Annotated in this window: 13 protein-coding genes; 7 read left to right on the top strand and 6 right to left on the bottom strand. The window is 64.0% G+C overall.

The genetic code is table 11. The annotated features are described in order from the left end of the window. On the top strand, positions 1–458 hold a 458-nt coding region (locus ACN0X9_RS03135; RefSeq protein ID WP_417486178.1), incomplete at its 5' end, for a nitrilase-related carbon-nitrogen hydrolase. 29 nt (positions 459–487) lie between these two features. On the opposite strand, the gene ACN0X9_RS03130 is transcribed toward ACN0X9_RS03135, so the two are convergent. Next, positions 488–1,117: a glutathione S-transferase family protein gene (locus tag ACN0X9_RS03130; protein ID WP_417486177.1), complete on the bottom strand. Its 630-nt coding sequence runs from the start codon at positions 1,115–1,117 to the stop codon at positions 488–490. 2 nt (positions 1,118–1,119) lie between these two features. Next, entirely contained in the window at positions 1,120–2,871 is a 1,752-nt protein-coding gene (locus ACN0X9_RS03125; RefSeq protein WP_417486176.1) for an amidase, read from the bottom strand. 179 nt (positions 2,872–3,050) lie between these two features. On the opposite strand from ACN0X9_RS03125, the gene ACN0X9_RS03120 reads away from it, so the two are divergent. The 4 genes from ACN0X9_RS03120 to ACN0X9_RS03105 all read left to right on the top strand — a co-directional run bounded on the left by ACN0X9_RS03120 (position 3,051) and on the right by ACN0X9_RS03105 (position 6,042). Next, the gene (locus ACN0X9_RS03120; protein WP_417486175.1) at positions 3,051–3,956 is read left to right on the top strand and encodes a hypothetical protein; all 906 of its coding nucleotides are present in this window, start codon (positions 3,051–3,053) and stop codon (positions 3,954–3,956) included. 60 nt (positions 3,957–4,016) lie between these two features. Then, a complete protein-coding gene (locus ACN0X9_RS03115; RefSeq protein ID WP_417486174.1) occupies positions 4,017–4,805 on the top strand; it encodes a hypothetical protein in 789 nt (262 codons plus the stop codon). Positions 4,806–4,946: 141 nt separating this feature from the next. Then, positions 4,947–5,291, top strand: a complete 345-nt coding sequence (locus tag ACN0X9_RS03110; protein WP_417486173.1) for a hypothetical protein — start codon at positions 4,947–4,949, stop codon at positions 5,289–5,291. Between the two features lie 79 nt (positions 5,292–5,370). After that, positions 5,371–6,042, top strand: coding sequence for a glutathione S-transferase family protein (locus ACN0X9_RS03105; RefSeq protein ID WP_417486172.1), 672 nt, complete (start codon positions 5,371–5,373; stop codon positions 6,040–6,042). A gap of 24 nt (positions 6,043–6,066) precedes the next feature. On the opposite strand, the gene ACN0X9_RS03100 is transcribed toward ACN0X9_RS03105, so the two are convergent. Then, complete coding sequence (locus tag ACN0X9_RS03100; RefSeq protein WP_417486171.1) at positions 6,067–6,990, bottom strand: hypothetical protein; 924 nt, start codon at positions 6,988–6,990, stop codon at positions 6,067–6,069. 173 nt (positions 6,991–7,163) lie between these two features. On the opposite strand from ACN0X9_RS03100, the gene ACN0X9_RS03095 reads away from it, so the two are divergent. After that, positions 7,164–9,062, top strand: a complete 1,899-nt coding sequence (locus tag ACN0X9_RS03095) for a glycosyltransferase (RefSeq protein WP_417486170.1) — start codon at positions 7,164–7,166, stop codon at positions 9,060–9,062. A gap of 64 nt (positions 9,063–9,126) precedes the next feature. Here ACN0X9_RS03095 and ACN0X9_RS03090 read toward each other — a convergent pair whose 3' ends face one another. Both ACN0X9_RS03090 and ACN0X9_RS03085 read right to left on the bottom strand, forming a co-directional pair. Continuing rightward, positions 9,127–11,049: a hypothetical protein gene (locus ACN0X9_RS03090; RefSeq protein WP_417486169.1), complete on the bottom strand. Its 1,923-nt coding sequence runs from the start codon at positions 11,047–11,049 to the stop codon at positions 9,127–9,129. Between the two features lie 247 nt (positions 11,050–11,296). Beyond that, positions 11,297–12,712 (bottom strand): M20/M25/M40 family metallo-hydrolase, encoded by a 1,416-nt coding sequence (locus ACN0X9_RS03085; protein ID WP_417486168.1) that lies wholly within the window; start codon positions 12,710–12,712, stop codon positions 11,297–11,299. Positions 12,713–12,814: 102 nt separating this feature from the next. On the opposite strand from ACN0X9_RS03085, the gene ACN0X9_RS03080 reads away from it, so the two are divergent. Continuing rightward, positions 12,815–13,708 carry a pirin family protein gene (locus ACN0X9_RS03080; protein WP_417486167.1) on the top strand — a complete coding sequence of 298 codons (894 nt, stop codon included), beginning with the start codon at positions 12,815–12,817 and terminating at the stop codon, positions 13,706–13,708. 29 nt (positions 13,709–13,737) lie between these two features. Here the strand turns inward: ACN0X9_RS03080 and ACN0X9_RS03075 are convergent, their stop codons facing one another. Then, positions 13,738–14,850 (bottom strand): DUF2891 domain-containing protein, encoded by a 1,113-nt coding sequence (locus ACN0X9_RS03075; RefSeq protein ID WP_417486166.1) that lies wholly within the window; start codon positions 14,848–14,850, stop codon positions 13,738–13,740. Positions 14,851–14,889 lie beyond the last annotated feature (39 nt).

Raw genomic sequence — 14,889 nt, 5'->3', positions numbered from 1 at the left:
CCGGGCTCCATTGCTGGGAGCCCAATATCGCCCTGCCCGGCTTTCCACTGATCGCACAGGGTCCACAGGTCCAGGTCGCCGCCTGGCCGGGTCACGAGCCGGAGGCGGCGCCAAATGATCCGGTCTGGGCGCGGCAGGTCCTGTTGTCCCGGGCCTTTGCCAGCCAGGCTGGTGCCTATGTCATCGCCGCAGCAGGCCTGCGCCTCGACGCACACGTGCCCGATCGGTTCAAGTCACTGAACGCCTTTGAACACACCGGGCAGAGCGTGATCATCGATCCACGCGGCGAAATCATTGCCGGACCGGCCAATGGCGAGACCATCCTTTATGCCGACGCCCATCTGGACGAGGTCCGCAAGGCGAAAGCTGCCTGTGACCCGGCCGGTCACTATTCGCGGCCGGACCTGTTCGAACTTCGCCTGAAGGGCCAGACGGTGTTCCCGCCCCGGCAGAGCTGACCCGGGCCGGCCCCAACCAGCTTCAGTTGTCAGGCATCAATGCTGGGGCGAGCGGCTACCGCCTCACGCCAGCGGGCCAGATTGTCCAGGCCTTCCGGCATGGGCAGTTTAATCCAGGCGGTGAAATCAACAAAGACGAAGGCGGCGATATCAGCTGCGCTGAAGGCTTCGCCAGCCAGATAGGCCGCCTCACCCAGCCGGGCATCAAGATCCTTGAGGCAGGCCGTCGCCCGCGCCCGCCCGCGCTCGACCAGTTCGGGCACCTGGGCGTAGCGATTGGGGCCGGTGACCGAGGAGTCCTTGAAAAATTCCGAGCGGTTACGCAGCGCTTCGGCGACACCCATCAGCCCCTCGCCCTCGACCCGGGCCGTCCACTCGGCAACCAGCGCCTTTTCAAGCGGCGTGCGGCCCAGCATCGGCGGATCGGGAAAGATTTCCTCGAAATAGCGGGCGATCGAGGAATTGTCGCACAGCACGGTGCCGTCATCGAGCTGCAGGGCCGGCACGGTGCAGCGCGGATTGATCGCCTTGAACTCCGGCTCGAACTGGGCGCGCGAGCTCAGATCAACCTGCTCGATCTCGATATCGATGCCCTTTTCGGCCATCAGGATACGGGCCCGACGCGGACTGGGTGCCGCCTTGAAGTCGTAGAATTTCATGGTCACTCCTGGTGGAAAGCGGGCGGATGATCATCCGCGACATTGAGCCGGCGTTCGATCTCGCGCCCCAGCGCGATCAGCGTGCCTTCTTCGAAAAGGGGCGCCCACAGGCTGGTGGTCTGCGGAACCCGGTGCGTGGCGCCACCATCACTCGCCGGATCGCCGAAAATGGTACGGGTGGCAAGCTGGTTATAGCCGGACTTGATCGCCAGCTGCGGGTGGCCGGTATAATTGGTGATGACGAGCAGGGCGTTGGCGAAATTCGGGCCGATCATGGCATCCAGCCCTTCCATCACACCGTCCATCATCTCCATCACCTCGCGGCGGAAGCGGTCGACATTGATCAGGTCGACGGCGGAAATGAAGCGCGCCCGACGCCAGGTGTTCGGCCAGGCGGCCGGGTCCTGCCAGACCAGGCTGTCATCCTCGCCGGACAGGGTCAGGTGTTCAAAGGCGGCGGCGGATTCCGCCTCGACGACCGCGAACAGGCCGTCATAGGGCAGATCGGGCAGTTCGACCTCGACCAGTTCAACTCCGGCATCGCTGGCCGCCTGAAGCGCCGCCCGGTCGGCATCGCTGCCAGCCTCGAACCAGGCCGGGCTGTAGCCGACCCGCATGCCGCGAACCGGCCGGGTCGCATCAATCTCCAGCCCGACATCCAGTGAGCCGGCGTCAGCGGCATCAAACCCGTTCAGTGCCGCGAGGACCAGACCGGTATCCTCGACCGAGCGACAGATCGGCCCGATCTTGTCGAGCGACCAGCAAAGCGCCATCGCCCCGTGCCGCGAGACGCGGCCGAAGGTCGGACGCAAACCGGTGGTGCCACAGCGATTGGAGGGCGACACGATCGACCCCAGCGTTTCGGTACCGATCCCGAATGCAACAAGGCCGGCCGCCGTCGCCGAAGCCGAGCCGGCACTCGAACCGGACGAGCCCTCTTCGGTGTTCCACGGATTACGGGTGATGCCGCCGAACCAGCGATCGCCATAGGCCAGCGCGCCATTGGTGGTCTTGCCGAGCAGGACAGCCCCGGCTTCGCGCAGTTTGGTGGTCACGGTGGCATCGGTCTCGGCGACACGGTCCTGATAGGGCGTCGCCCCCCAGGTCGCGCGCACGCCGGCCACATCGACAATGTCCTTCATGCCATAGGGAATACCGTGCAGCGGGCCACGATCCTGACCGGCGGCGAGTTCCCGGTCGGCGGCATCCGCCTGGGCCCGGGCGATGTCCGGCGTCACCGTGACGAAACATTCCAGCGCGTTGCCGTGAGACGCGATCCGGTCGAGATAGATGTCGGTCAGGCGGCGCGAGGTCAGCACGCCGTGCCGGATCCACTGGCCCTGTTTCCAGACCGGAGCAAAGGCAATGTCGGCGGGGTTTGTTGGCAACGCACCGGCATCCGTACCGGATAGGGTGACCTGGTCCGCCTGGTCGCGATAGCGACGGGAGCGCAGACGCGGGTCGAAAACGGTGGCCGGCGAAAGCGTGTTGGGTTTGGCGTGGGCCCGCTGCCGGCTCATCCGGTCAATCCAGCCATCGATCTCGGCGACGACCATTTCGCGCTCGGCATCGGTGTAGCGCACATCAAACAGCGCTTCGGCGCATTGCAGTGACTGCGGTGTGACAGCTTCACCCGCCGTGGCACCAGCGGCGCTGTCCTGCCGCGCTACGGCGGCCCCTGTTGCCCCGGCCGAAACAACAGCCAAGGCGCCGCCTTTCAGCAAATCCCGTCGTGACGTTCTGCGTCCAGCCATGATCACCTCCCCGGTTCCGATCCAGAACGTGCGGCGCAGAGCACCGCATTTCAATAGCTTGTCCCAGATTGCGGCCTGTTTCCCCTCAAAATTGCCTCAATCCGAGCCATTTCGCTTCACAATTGCAAATTAACCATGATGTCAGAGCCAATCCGGCTTGGTCGAATGAGGGGGAGGCCATGCCCTTAGATCAGAACACAACCGAAGCCGATCTGGAGTTACGTCCCGATCTTGCCGAGTTCCGCGAGACCCGCGCGCCTGCCGCGCTGATCCAGCTGGGACGTGCCCGCGCCATTGCCCGTGCCCGCCGGGCCGACCTCCTGAAATTCCGCCGCACCTGGGGCGGTGCAGTCGAGGATACCGAAGGCACGGACAAGCCGGCGGTCAAGCCGATCGGCCGGGCTGCGGTCTATCCGACCTCGCACATCCTGCATTTCTCCATCCTGGCAACGCTGGTGCTCTTTGAAGGCCTGGCCAATGCCTACTTCTTCTCCACCGGTTCCGACCTCGGACTGCTGGGCGGCTGGCTGCAGGCGATCACCGTCTCCTTCACCAATGTCATCGCCGGCTTCTTCCTGATCGGGTTCATCGGTCTGCGACACATGTCCAACCGCAACCGGCCGATCATTTCCGGCCTGGCCGCCGTGGGCGTCATCATCGGCGCGACGATCCTGGTGATGCTCAACCTGACTGCCGCCCATTATCGCGACCTGCTGGAACTGAACGCCGCCACGCTGGCGCTTGGCGGATCCGAAATGACCGGCACGGTGCTGGCACCGGTCGTCGAGGCGCGCGCCAACCCGTTCGGCCTGCAGACGCTGGAAGCCCTGCTGCTGTTCATCCTGGGCACCACCTTTGCCGCCATCGCGGCTTTCAAGGGTCGCACCTTTGACGACGCCATTCCGGGCTATGGCGGGGTTTCCCGTCGCCTTGAAGCGGCTTCGCGGGACCTGGAAAAGGCTCTCGAGGCCGGCTGGAAGGACGCCCGCAAACTGTCACAGCCCGAACTGGAAGAGCTCGTCGAGGCCAAAAATCTGCTCGACGATATCTGTCAGGACTTGGCCGGGCCGCGCGAGCGCAGCTAAGCTCTACCCGTGGGTCACCGCGAGCGGCCGATTCACGGGTAGCTACCCAGGGGGTGGGGAATGTCCGGACGCGACGCCATAGGGCTGTTCAATCTTGCTGTCGTAGCAGCCGTCATCGGCGGCATCAGCTATGCCGCATTCAAACTCTCACCGGACGAGTATGACAGCCAGACGCTGTGTCTGGCCGACGCCCTGCCGCCGCACCGGGTGGTGGTGATCGACAAGACCGACCTCTACTCCCCGGAGCAGGCTGGCGGAATTGAAAGCCTGATCCTGTCAGAACGCGATGGCCTGGCGGTTGGCGAGCGGTTTTCATTGTACGAGTTGAATGAGAGCGGACAGCTGCGCAATACCAACAGCTTCTCGCTGTGCAATCCCGGCGCCGGTGAACAGGTCAATCCGCTCTACCGCAATCCCGATCGCATCCAGGCGCGCTACGAGGCGCTGTTCGCCGATCCACTGGACCGGGCACTGGCAGACCTTGTCCTGCCCAAGGACGCACCATCCAGCCCGATCATCGAGGCCCTGGCCCGCCTCGCCCAGGATCCCAGCTTCGACAATACCGTTCCGGGTCGGCGCATCGTGCTGGTCTCGGACATGTTGCAGAACTCCGAGATCTTCTCGGTCTACGGCCGCCGCCGCGGTGCGCTCGACGCCCGCATCCCGCCGGCAGAAACCGTCGCCACTGCCATTCGCGACACCTATGGCGACACACTGCGTGGCGTCAGCCTGGAAATCCGACTGATCCCCCGCGACAGCTGGGAAGCGGAACAGCGCGGGCCGCTGCGTGATTATTGGAACGATGTCTTCCATCGCCTGGGCGTCAACGCCCACTGGGCCGACATCTGATTTTCCAAACCTTTGCTTTCAAGCCCGGTTATCCACAGGCAAACCCCGTGGATGCATAGAATATGCATTTGCCCGTGGCGCGACCCACCCCACAATATGTTGTGGTGATTACTAACCGCGACGCAACTGATGGGGTTTGAAATGGCGCTCACCGCCAGACAGATGGACGAGGAACTCGTTTCGCCGAGCCCGCGTTCGAGCGCGCCACCGCCCCGGGACAGCGTGCTGAACCGTGACGTGATTTCGCTTTGCGCCCGCCAGCCGCATCTCAACGAGCTCGCCTTCCGGCTGGCCGATCATGGCCATGCCCATGTCGGTGATGTGATTGCCCTGTCGCGCTACACCCTGGTGGACTTGGCCGATGGCGACGCAGGACTGGTGGAAAGCCTGGAACTCGTTCTCGGGCATCTCGGCTTCCAGCTTGAGACACCAACTGCCGGGTGGACAGCCCCGCCGTCGGACACGATTGACGCCTTGCTCGATTGAGCGCGCAGCCAAGGCGCTTTGCCTTTTGCTCCGGGACGCCTATCTCCTGACCTAAAGTCAGTCAGCCGGGTAGAAATCCATGATCACCGTCCACCATCTCAACAATTCCCGCTCGCAGCGTATTCTCTGGCTGCTTGAGGAAGCCGGCCTGGATTACGAGATCAAGAAATACATGCGCGACGCGACCACCATGCGCGCACCGCAGGCTCTGCGTGACATCCACCCTCTCGGCAAGTCGCCGGTCATCTCGGACGGGGAGACTGTCATCGCCGAATCCGGCGCGATCGTGGAGTACCTGGTCGACACCTATGCCCCCGCCCTCAAGCCGGAAGCCGGGACACCCGCCTATCGCGACTATGTCTACTGGATGCACTTCGCCGAGGGCTCCTTGATGACGCCCCTGCTGCTCAAGCTGATCAGCGACCAGATGCCCAAATCCAAGGCGCCCTTCTTCGTCAAGCCGGTCATCCGCCAGGTGGCGGCCCGGCTCCGGTCCAGCTTTGTCGATCCGGAACTGGCCTCACTGTTCGGCTTTATCGAGTCGCACCTTGAGGGACGGGAATGGATTGCCGGTGACGCCTTCAGCGGCGCCGACATCCAGCTGACCTTCCCGCTGGAGGCCGCCGCTGCCCGGGGCGGGCTCGACGAGCGCTACCCCAATCTGAAAGCCTATGTCGCGCGCATGCAGTCCCGCCCGGCTTACAAGGCCGCGATCGAGCGCGGTGGCGCCTACGGCATCGTCGGCAGCTGACAGCCAGCACGCCCGCCTGCGAGGTCAGCGATTCTGGATCCGGAAGCCGACCTGGAACACGGCGCCGGAATAGCTGCGCAGGTCGATATTGGAGTCATTGTCGACATAGCCGGCCTCACCGAACAGGGTCACTTGATCGCTGATCGTGTGCTCGACCCGGCCCGTCGCCCGCCAGCGCGTGTCCTCACGCTCGAACGCCTGGGCGACCGAAAACGGTCCATCATAGGCGCGCTGTGATGCTTCAAAACGCAGTTCACCGCGGGTCTTCTCGCCCAGCGAGCGCCAGGTCCGGGCCCGTACCTGCGCTTCAGTAAAGCTGAAACGGTCAGCATCGGCACTGGAGTCGGTCAGGAAACCGGCCAGATACCAGCCCGAGCGGCGCTCGTCGCCATACCCATATTGCTCGACGCCCAGACGCCATTGCGACTGGTCCAGACCGGCCACGACCTGATCGCCGAAATCATACTGGTTGGCCCGCAATCGCAACACCGTCTCGCGATCAGCCTGACCGCGATAGCGCAACTGCCCCTCGGCCTGCAGGCGCGTGTAGTGGCGGTCACCATCGCGATTGAGGACCGAGCCCTCTGCGGCGATCCGCATCTGCCAATTCTCGCCGACCGGCGCCCAGTATTGCACCCGCGGCGTCAGCAGGAAGGAATTGAGGTCATCGCGATCTTCATAGCGGCGCAGACGCGCCTGCTGTTCGAACCGCCAGACACGCCCCTCCCCGACCGGATTGACGATGCGCAACCAGTTATTGCTGTCGAAGCCGGTTTCCAAGTCTGAAGCACCCTGCGGTTCCAGCACATCCTGATCGATGAACGGATCGGATCGTTCAACGGCATTGTCCGACCGGAACTCGAACCGCGAGTCCTGAGCCTCGGCCAGGGCGGGCAAGAAGGCCAGGCCGATGGCACTGCCCAGCAGGGTATTGAGGCGGAATGTCATGTCGGAACCCCCCGATTTTCATGTCGTTGCGTGAAGCTTATCGCCGCGGTCCGGCTTTCACCATCGCCTTGGCGCCTTAATCTTGATAATTTCAAGCCTTAGTGTCGCATCGGGGCCGAAATTGGACGGGGACGTTCAGTCTCCCGACAGGTCCGGATCATGCAGGAGTAACCATGGCAGGCAAGGATCGTCAGGACAGGTCCGGACCAGGGAAATCCGCCCGGCCCGCTGATTTCTTCCGCTCCGTCGACAGCGCGCCGAAAGGCATCAGCGTCAAGCGCGACCGGTCTGTGACGGACGGTTTCCTGATCACTTTCCTGGCCCTGACCATCCTCGCCCTGTCGGCCGCCGCATGGGCCAATGCCCGCTGGCCCGGCAGCGTACCGACCGATCTGATCTTCTTCACCGCCGACCGCTTCAACGCCGTCCTGCCGATCCGCATCTTCCTGGTGATCTTTTACATCAGCTATGCCGCCTATGCGCACGGCCCGGTACTGGCCCGGCTCCGGCTCGGCTTCAGCTTTCTTATCAAGCTGGCGGCTGTGGCGGCTATTGTTGACGGCGCCGCCATGCTGTCCTGGCAGCAGGCCGACGCAGTCTGGCCGGTCCATGTCCAGCAGATCCTGGTCGGCCTGTCCGGTCTGGCCATTTTTCCACACACCGTGCTCAACCAGGCGCGACTGCCGGGTCCGTGCGGATCACCGGTGCGCCGCCGCGGGCGCTATCATGAATACTGGCTGATCAGCGTTGCTGCGCTGACATCGGCGATCGGCGCAGTCGTCGCCCTGACCCTCTATGGCGGCGAAGTGGAGCAATTGCGCAATCTGGCGCTTTTGGGCGGCATGGGGCCAGGTGTTTTCCTCGCCCAGCAATTCTTCACCGTGCAGCTGGCCTCGCTCGGCTGGATGCGCAACACGCTGTCACGCCGCCGCTCCTTCTCGCCGCCGGTTGCGGTCCTGATCCCCGCCCACAACGAGTCGCATCTCATCGCCCAGACGATTGACGCGATCGACGAGGCCGCCGCCCATTATGACGGGCCGGTGCGCATCCTGCTGATGGAAAACTGCTCCAGCGACGACACCGCCGATGTGGCCCGTCAGGCGATCGCCAAATGCCGTTGTGCCCGCGGCGAGGTGATCGAGAGCATCATTCCCGGCAAGGCCAAGGCGCTCAATCACGGTCTTGAGCTGATCACCGAAGACTATGTCGTCCGCATCGATGCCGACACCCAGATCGACCCGCAATCACTGCGGCTGGCCATGCGCCATTTTGCCAACGAGACCGTCGGCACGGTCGGCGGACTGCCGCTGCCGCTCAAGCGCACCGGCCTGCTCGACAAGTTCCGCACCATCGAAGTGCTCAACCGCCACGGCTATTTCCAGGTCGCGCTGGGCGCGTTCAACGGCATTCTTGGCATTCCGGGCATGTTCTGCATCTATCGGCGTGACGTGCTGATGGAGGCCGGCGGCATTGTCGAGGAAATGAATGGCGAGGACACGGACATTGTCCTGCGCATGACCAATCTGGGCTATCGCGCCATTTCCGATCCGCGGGTCAAATTCCGCACCGAAGTGCCCGACAGCATGGAATTCCTGCGCGAACAGAGGACCCGCTGGTTCCGCAGCCTCTATCACGTCACCGCGCACAACCGGGAAATGCTGTTCCAGGGCAATCTGATCACCGGGGCGGTGGTGCTGCCCTTCACGCTGATGAATGGCGCCCGACGGGCCATGATGGCACCGCTGGCGATCTATGGCGTCGTACTTTTCTTCATGTTCGGTGGGATTTACGACCACCCGCATCTGACCACGGTGCTGGCGGTGATGTTCGGCATGCCCTTCATCATGGCCTGCGCGGTGGTCGCCTTCTGGCGTCGCCCTGACCTGATCCTCTACATGCCGGCCTACATGGCCTTCCGGCTGCTGCGCTCCTACTACACGCTGGGCGCAACGCTGACGCTGGTCTATCCGCGCTCATCGAAGGATCGACGCTTCGAGCCACCCAAACCGCTGGCCGTGCCGGCGGAGGAGCGGGTCGGACTGGTCGAGAAACCGCCGATCATCGCCGAGTAGCCGCAAAAGCGGTCATTCGGGCCAGCGGGTGGGCGCGGGCACGCCCCGCATCCACCCGGGCCGGTCAGTCGAGGGTCAGGACTGCGCCTTCGTCATGGACCACCGCAACATGCTCCTGGCCGATCTGAGAACGCATCAGCGTGGGCGGCGTGCCCAGCGCGTGGGCGACCAGGCCCGGCACCATCACAACCCGGTCGGGATGGCCCGGTCCGGGGCGCGGCAGGACCGCAGCGACGGCCTGCAGGATGACAACATTGGAGACCGAACGAATGTCGGCCGTATCGACGCGGCTCGTCCGGCTCATTTCGATCCGGTCGCCCTCCACCACAATCGGCAGGCCGACATTGGACGGCGCGTGATTGATGGTGATGAAGGGTTCGACAGCTTCCGCAGCCGGCCCCGCGGCCGGGTCGACATAATCAAAATCGATCTGTGCCGCCAGAGGTACGAAACTGGCGACCACTTCCGAGCCCAGCTCCAGCGCGGCCAGGCGATCAGCACCGCCCAGACCGGCCGGGAAGCGCAAGGCGACCCGGTCCCGGAACAGGTGCGGCAGACCGGCCAGGCCAGCCAGCGGCGCCGTACCCTCATCGTACAGGAAACCTGAGTCCGGCAGCAGCTGGACCGGGTAGCGACGCGCCGTGATGGTGCAGCCCCCCGCCTCCCGGTGCCGCTGGACAGAGACCCGCAGGTCATTGCGCAGGTTCTGCACCTCATGCGGCAGGTTCAGCGTGAAAGTGTTGAGACGGCCCGTCTCCATGTGGCGGCTGTCGATCAGCACACCATTCAGCTCGGTATGGATCAGATTGGTGAAGTCACCCGGTCCCTCGGGCAGGCGAACCGCCAGGCGCAGCCGGTCCGGCACACGGCCGTCCGGCAGGCTGGCCAGGCCGTAACCGACATCCCAGCTGCGCGATTCCGCGATCCGCTGGATCGAGGTATCGACGCCGATATCACCAAAGCGGGTCATCAGCGTGTCGTCATGTGATTCAACGAATTCGGTCGGCGACACAAAGGCCGTCCGGGCCAGCGGCAGCATGTCCGAGGTGATGAAGTCAGCGACATCCATCCGGTCGGCCTCGGTCAGACCCAGATGGACGAAATCGCCCTGGCGCCACAGCGTAGCCGCGCCACCATGTCCGGCATCGGCCGACAGACGGTCGAAACCGCTGGCCGCCAGCTGGTCGGCAGATCCCAGCAGGATCAGGCCGCGCGACGCCAGGCGGTAGCGCTCCAGCGCTTCGAGATCCATGAATTTCACCGCATAGCCGCGTTGGGTCATGCGCGCACCCAGGCGCAGTGCCAGCGGGATGAAGTCCGCGTTGCCCGTGGACGGCACGGCGATTGTCACTTCGGCCGGCAGCAGATTGACCACGTCGCGCAAGGATGAAACCGCGCTGCGCAAATCCATTTCGATGCCCGAGCGGGAGTCCAGGGTGACGACGGCACCAATGGAGCGGTCATTATGGCAGAGCGCGTCCGGCAGATCGCCGTGCAGCTGAATGCCGACACTCAGTTCCTGGCCGTGCATGGCGCTTTCCGGCAGGGCAATCACCCAGCGGAATTCGCGTGAGCCCGGCACCAGCACCCGTTCCAGGACCCGTTCGCCATTGACCACGACCCGCATGGCTGCGATCGCCGTTTCCGACAGATCCTGCGTGCCCTGCAAAACCAGGCGCACCTGGTCGACCGGGGTGTCGCGCACCACCGGCAGGTTGAAGGTCGCGTAAGACGGATAGCCGGCGATGAACAGGCCGTCGCTTTCGCCGATATCGGACAGCGTCACGGTTGCGGGCTGTTCAGGCTCGGCATCGGCGCGACCGGTGATGACGGTGTCGAACACGTCAGTGACGAACAGGCCGAAACTGCCCCGACCGGCATTGAGCGCGCCGGAATTGAACAGGGTGATCACGCTGCCAAGCGCGATGATGATCAGGATATAGGAAAACCACGGTTTCCGCTTGTTCCGGTCGGTGTTCGTACGCATCGGATCCCCCGTTGACCGATCCGCTTCCGGATCCTTGGTCGGGCTGATTGTTTCCCTCAAATCCGACGCCCCCCAGCGACCGAATGGTTAAGAGGTATTTCGTCAATGCGGTCAAACCGCGACCATTTGGGATGAAATCTGGATCAATCAGGGCAAAACTGCGGCAGAAAAGAAAACAGGCGGGCCATCGACATGGCCCGCCCGTCCCAATTCAGCTTGCAGGCTTGAGGGCCCGCCGTCGTTCCGACTACTCGTCTTCGGTCGCCGAACGGAAGTCCACATCCAGTTCGGCGGCCAGATAGACCAGCGCCACATAGGCGGCGACATTCTGGGCCAACTCGTCCGGATCGATCTTGTCGAGCGTGTCATCCGGCGTGTGATGAAGGTCGAAATAATCGCTGCCATTCTGGCTCAACCGCACCGTCGGCACACCCTGCATGGCCAGCGGAATGATGTCCGGCCCACCGCCAGGCACATTCGAGCCGCCCCGGACGATACCGAGCGGTCCGATGATGTCACCGACCGCGTCGATGGCCGGCGTACCCTCCTCGGACACGTTCGAAACCAGCTGCCAGACCGTGCGTGCGCCAAAGTCGGATTCGGTCGCCAGAACATGATTGCCGATCTCGTCGGCGTGTTGTTCGGCATAGGCGCGAGCGCCCAGCAGACCGACTTCCTCGGCTCCGAACATGACCACACGGATGGTCCGGCGCGGACGCTCGGGCAATTGCGCGATCAACGCAGCTGCAGCTGTCGTGATGGCGACACCGGCGCCGTCATCGACCGCACCCGTGCCTTCGTCCCAACTGTCGAGATGACCGCCGATCAGGACGATCTCGTCAGGGTTCTCGCGACCGATCAGGTCGAGCACCACATTGCCGCTGGTCACTTCACCACGCCAGCCGGCGGTCGAGCGGATGCGCATCTCGATTGCTTCGCCGGCATTGTGCAGTCGACGCAGATGATCGGCATCCGGATTGGAGACCGCGATGACTGGAATGTCGGCCCACTCGCCGTCCATCGAACTCATCATGCCGGTATGGGGCATGCGATGGCTGTCCGAGCCAACCGAGCGCACCACCAGGGCCTCGGCGCCTCCGCGTTCGGCGTGCTGCCAGCCGATCCGGCGGCGTTGATTGCTCGGACCGTAGCCGGCACCGGTCTGGCTCGGCACCATGGCGTCGCCATCAACAAAGGCGATCCTGCCATCCAGCGCACCATCCTCGATCGCGGTCAGGGCGTCGATATTGCGGAAATAGACGATCTCGGCGTTGACAGCGCCCAGACGCGGCGAGCGGCCGGAACCACCAAGAGCCGAGCCATACAGGGCCTGCTCATAGGGAGCTGTCATGACGATTTCCATCTCGCCACGCTCCCAATAGGGCATGGTGAACTCTTCGACGCTGACCCGGTCAAAGCCCAATTCGCGTCCCAGCGCTTCTCCCCAGTCGCGGCCACGGGCCTCGGCTTCCGAGCCGGCCAGACGCGGACCGACACTTGTGGTCAGCGACTCGACAATGTCCCAGGCCAGATCGCTGTCCAGCGCGGTCTCAACGAGGGCCTGCGCCGTCTCGGCATCCTCTGCCGGCAGGACGAAACCGTCCTGGGCCAGTGTTTCCGCAGACAGAAAGACTGTCATTCCAAGCGCGATAATTGATTTCATGAAGTCCTCCCGACACATTCGAGCCACACTATGGAGCCCGCAGCGTACGGCGCAAGCCACGCTGCTGTGAGCTCGCGATGCAATTTCAGTCGGAGGTGGTCGATGAGTGAATCAATCGCACAAAAATTCGCTGGCAAACCCAAGGACCTCGGCGGCTTCGAGGTTCGCCGTGTTCTGCCCTACCCCCGCCAGCGCATGGTCGGGCCTTTCATCTTCTTCGACCAGATGGGGCCGGCGGAATTCGCGCCCGGACAGGGAATCGATGTCCGGCCACACCCGCATATAGGACTGGCCACGGTCACCTACCTGTTCGACGGCGCACTCGGCCATCGCGACAGCCTGGGCGAAGACCTGGTGATCCGGCCTGGTGATGTGAACTGGATGACCGCCGGTCGGGGGGTGGTCCACTCCGAGCGGACCCCGGCTCCGGAACGCGCCGCAGGGCATCGCATGTTCGGCATCCAGACCTGGGTTGCGCTACCGACGGACAAGGAGGACATCGCTCCCGCCTTCCACCACCACAAGGCCGAAACCCTGCCCGTGATCGAACGCGACGGCGTCCGGTTCAACCTCATTCTCGGCACGGCCTGGGGGCAGACAGCGCCGGTGAAAGTGTTCTCCCCGATCTTCTACCTGCATGGCGTGTTGCCGGCCGGCAGCGGCGCCGATCTCGATATCGATCATGCCGAGCGGGCGGTCTATGTAGTGGAGGGTGAAGTCGCGCTGGATGGCGAGCCGGTCGCTGCCGGCGAGATGGCGGTGCTGACGCCGGGATCCGCGCCGCGGCTCGCAGCCAGCAAGGACAGCCGGGTCATGCTGTGTGGCGGGGACAGCCTGGGACCGCGTCATATCAACTGGAATTTTGTCGCCGCCGACCGAGCAACAATCGAGCGCGCCCGAAAGGACTGGTCGGACGCCGCCCTGACCGGCTTTCCGGCAAGCGGTCGGTTCACGCTGCCCCCCGGCGAAGACGAGCATATTCCCCTGCCCGATTGACCCGGCATCCGGCTGACCCGAATCCGGACCTATCGCCCTGCCGGCGCTTCGTGCGCGCGCTGGGTGGTGAGATAGGTCGCGAAGCTGGCCAGCCAGTGCCCCCCCGCATAGTCGTCGCCCGACACTGATGCGATGCCGCTCTCGGCATGGCGCGCTGAAGCCGCCAGCAGGCTGGCACGGCGCGGATCGTCCTGCGGCAAGGCGTGGGCAATGGCTTCGAGATTCCAGGCGCGCGACAGGTTCACGCCGTCGAGATGGACCAGCTTGCCATCGCTGGGATCGAGCACGACGCCCGGCTCCAGCCAGTCGTCCGAGCCATCGGTCGGAATCCCCGGCAGGAATACCGTCAGCCAGTCCGAAAACGCCACCGAGTCCAGCACGCGCCGCATCAGGTCGGCCTCCATCAGGCAGGGCGAAAGAAAATCCTCGCCCGAAGGTTCATAGCTAATGGGACAGGCCTGATCATCGCGGTGAAAGCGCAGGCTCGTCTCGACCAGCTGCGCCGCCAGCGCCTCATCTCCCACTGTCCGCGCCCAGTCGAGGGCCAGGGCGAAACCGAATGCCGACTGGTTGTGTGTACCGATGCGGATCGGATAGGCGAGATTGGGCAGCCAGCTGCGATAGCGATCAGCGACCACCGCTTCCAGAGGCGCCAGCGCGTCGGCCCATCTCCGGGCACGCGGATCATCCCACTCCCGCAATTCGGTACCCAGCTGAAGCAACCAGGCCAGACCATAGGGTCGTTCGAATGACGCCGTCCCCTCGCGCTGGAAGTAGGCGATTTCACCCGCCATGGCCTGCGGTGTCAGATGTGCATCCAAAGCCGCCGTCGCAGCCCGCTCGGCCTCGCTGTCCAGACCACCGCGAAGCAGCCGCACGATCAACCAGTGCCCGTGAACGGCCGAGTGCCAGTCATAGCACCCGTAGAAAGCCGGATGCATGTCGCGTGGGGTGCGGGCGTCCGAGTCGTCCTGCAGCACGTGCGAGATCTTGTTCGGATATTCCCGGTCAACGCAGTCCAGCGCCAGCTCAAGAAAACGCGTTTCCTGCACTTGCACGACAGTGTCGGGCTGAGCCTCGGCGATGTTGCTGCAAAGAAAAGCAAAATTTGCGATTGCCGCAAAAAATGTTCGCGATAACATGAACTTCACCCACCTCTATTGCGTTTCCGGACCGTGCCT

The organism is Maricaulis sp. (assembly GCF_048268525.1).
Lineage (GTDB): Bacteria > Pseudomonadota > Alphaproteobacteria > Caulobacterales > Maricaulaceae > Maricaulis.
The sequence above is the reverse complement of the archived record's forward strand: the minus strand, read 5'-3'. Positions and strand labels throughout refer to the sequence as shown.

What these genes read in the sequence shown, in the direction of transcription:
- ACN0X9_RS03095 (WP_417486170.1), top strand. Translation starts at nt 7,164, where the DNA reads ATGGCAGGCAAGGATCGTCAGGACAGGTCCGGACCAGGGAAATCCGCC.
- ACN0X9_RS03110 (WP_417486173.1), top strand. Translation starts at nt 4,947, where the DNA reads ATGGCGCTCACCGCCAGACAGATGGACGAGGAACTCGTTTCGCCGAGC.
- ACN0X9_RS03115 (WP_417486174.1), top strand. Translation starts at nt 4,017, where the DNA reads ATGTCCGGACGCGACGCCATAGGGCTGTTCAATCTTGCTGTCGTAGCA.
- ACN0X9_RS03100 (WP_417486171.1), bottom strand. Translation starts at nt 6,990, where the DNA reads ATGACATTCCGCCTCAATACCCTGCTGGGCAGTGCCATCGGCCTGGCC.
- ACN0X9_RS03075 (WP_417486166.1), bottom strand. Translation starts at nt 14,850, where the DNA reads ATGTTATCGCGAACATTTTTTGCGGCAATCGCAAATTTTGCTTTTCTT.
- ACN0X9_RS03120 (WP_417486175.1), top strand. Translation starts at nt 3,051, where the DNA reads ATGCCCTTAGATCAGAACACAACCGAAGCCGATCTGGAGTTACGTCCC.
- ACN0X9_RS03085 (WP_417486168.1), bottom strand. Translation starts at nt 12,712, where the DNA reads ATGAAATCAATTATCGCGCTTGGAATGACAGTCTTTCTGTCTGCGGAA.
- ACN0X9_RS03090 (WP_417486169.1), bottom strand. Translation starts at nt 11,049, where the DNA reads ATGCGTACGAACACCGACCGGAACAAGCGGAAACCGTGGTTTTCCTAT.
- ACN0X9_RS03125 (WP_417486176.1), bottom strand. Translation starts at nt 2,871, where the DNA reads ATGGCTGGACGCAGAACGTCACGACGGGATTTGCTGAAAGGCGGCGCC.
- ACN0X9_RS03105 (WP_417486172.1), top strand. Translation starts at nt 5,371, where the DNA reads ATGATCACCGTCCACCATCTCAACAATTCCCGCTCGCAGCGTATTCTC.
- ACN0X9_RS03130 (WP_417486177.1), bottom strand. Translation starts at nt 1,117, where the DNA reads ATGAAATTCTACGACTTCAAGGCGGCACCCAGTCCGCGTCGGGCCCGT.
- ACN0X9_RS03080 (WP_417486167.1), top strand. Translation starts at nt 12,815, where the DNA reads ATGAGTGAATCAATCGCACAAAAATTCGCTGGCAAACCCAAGGACCTC.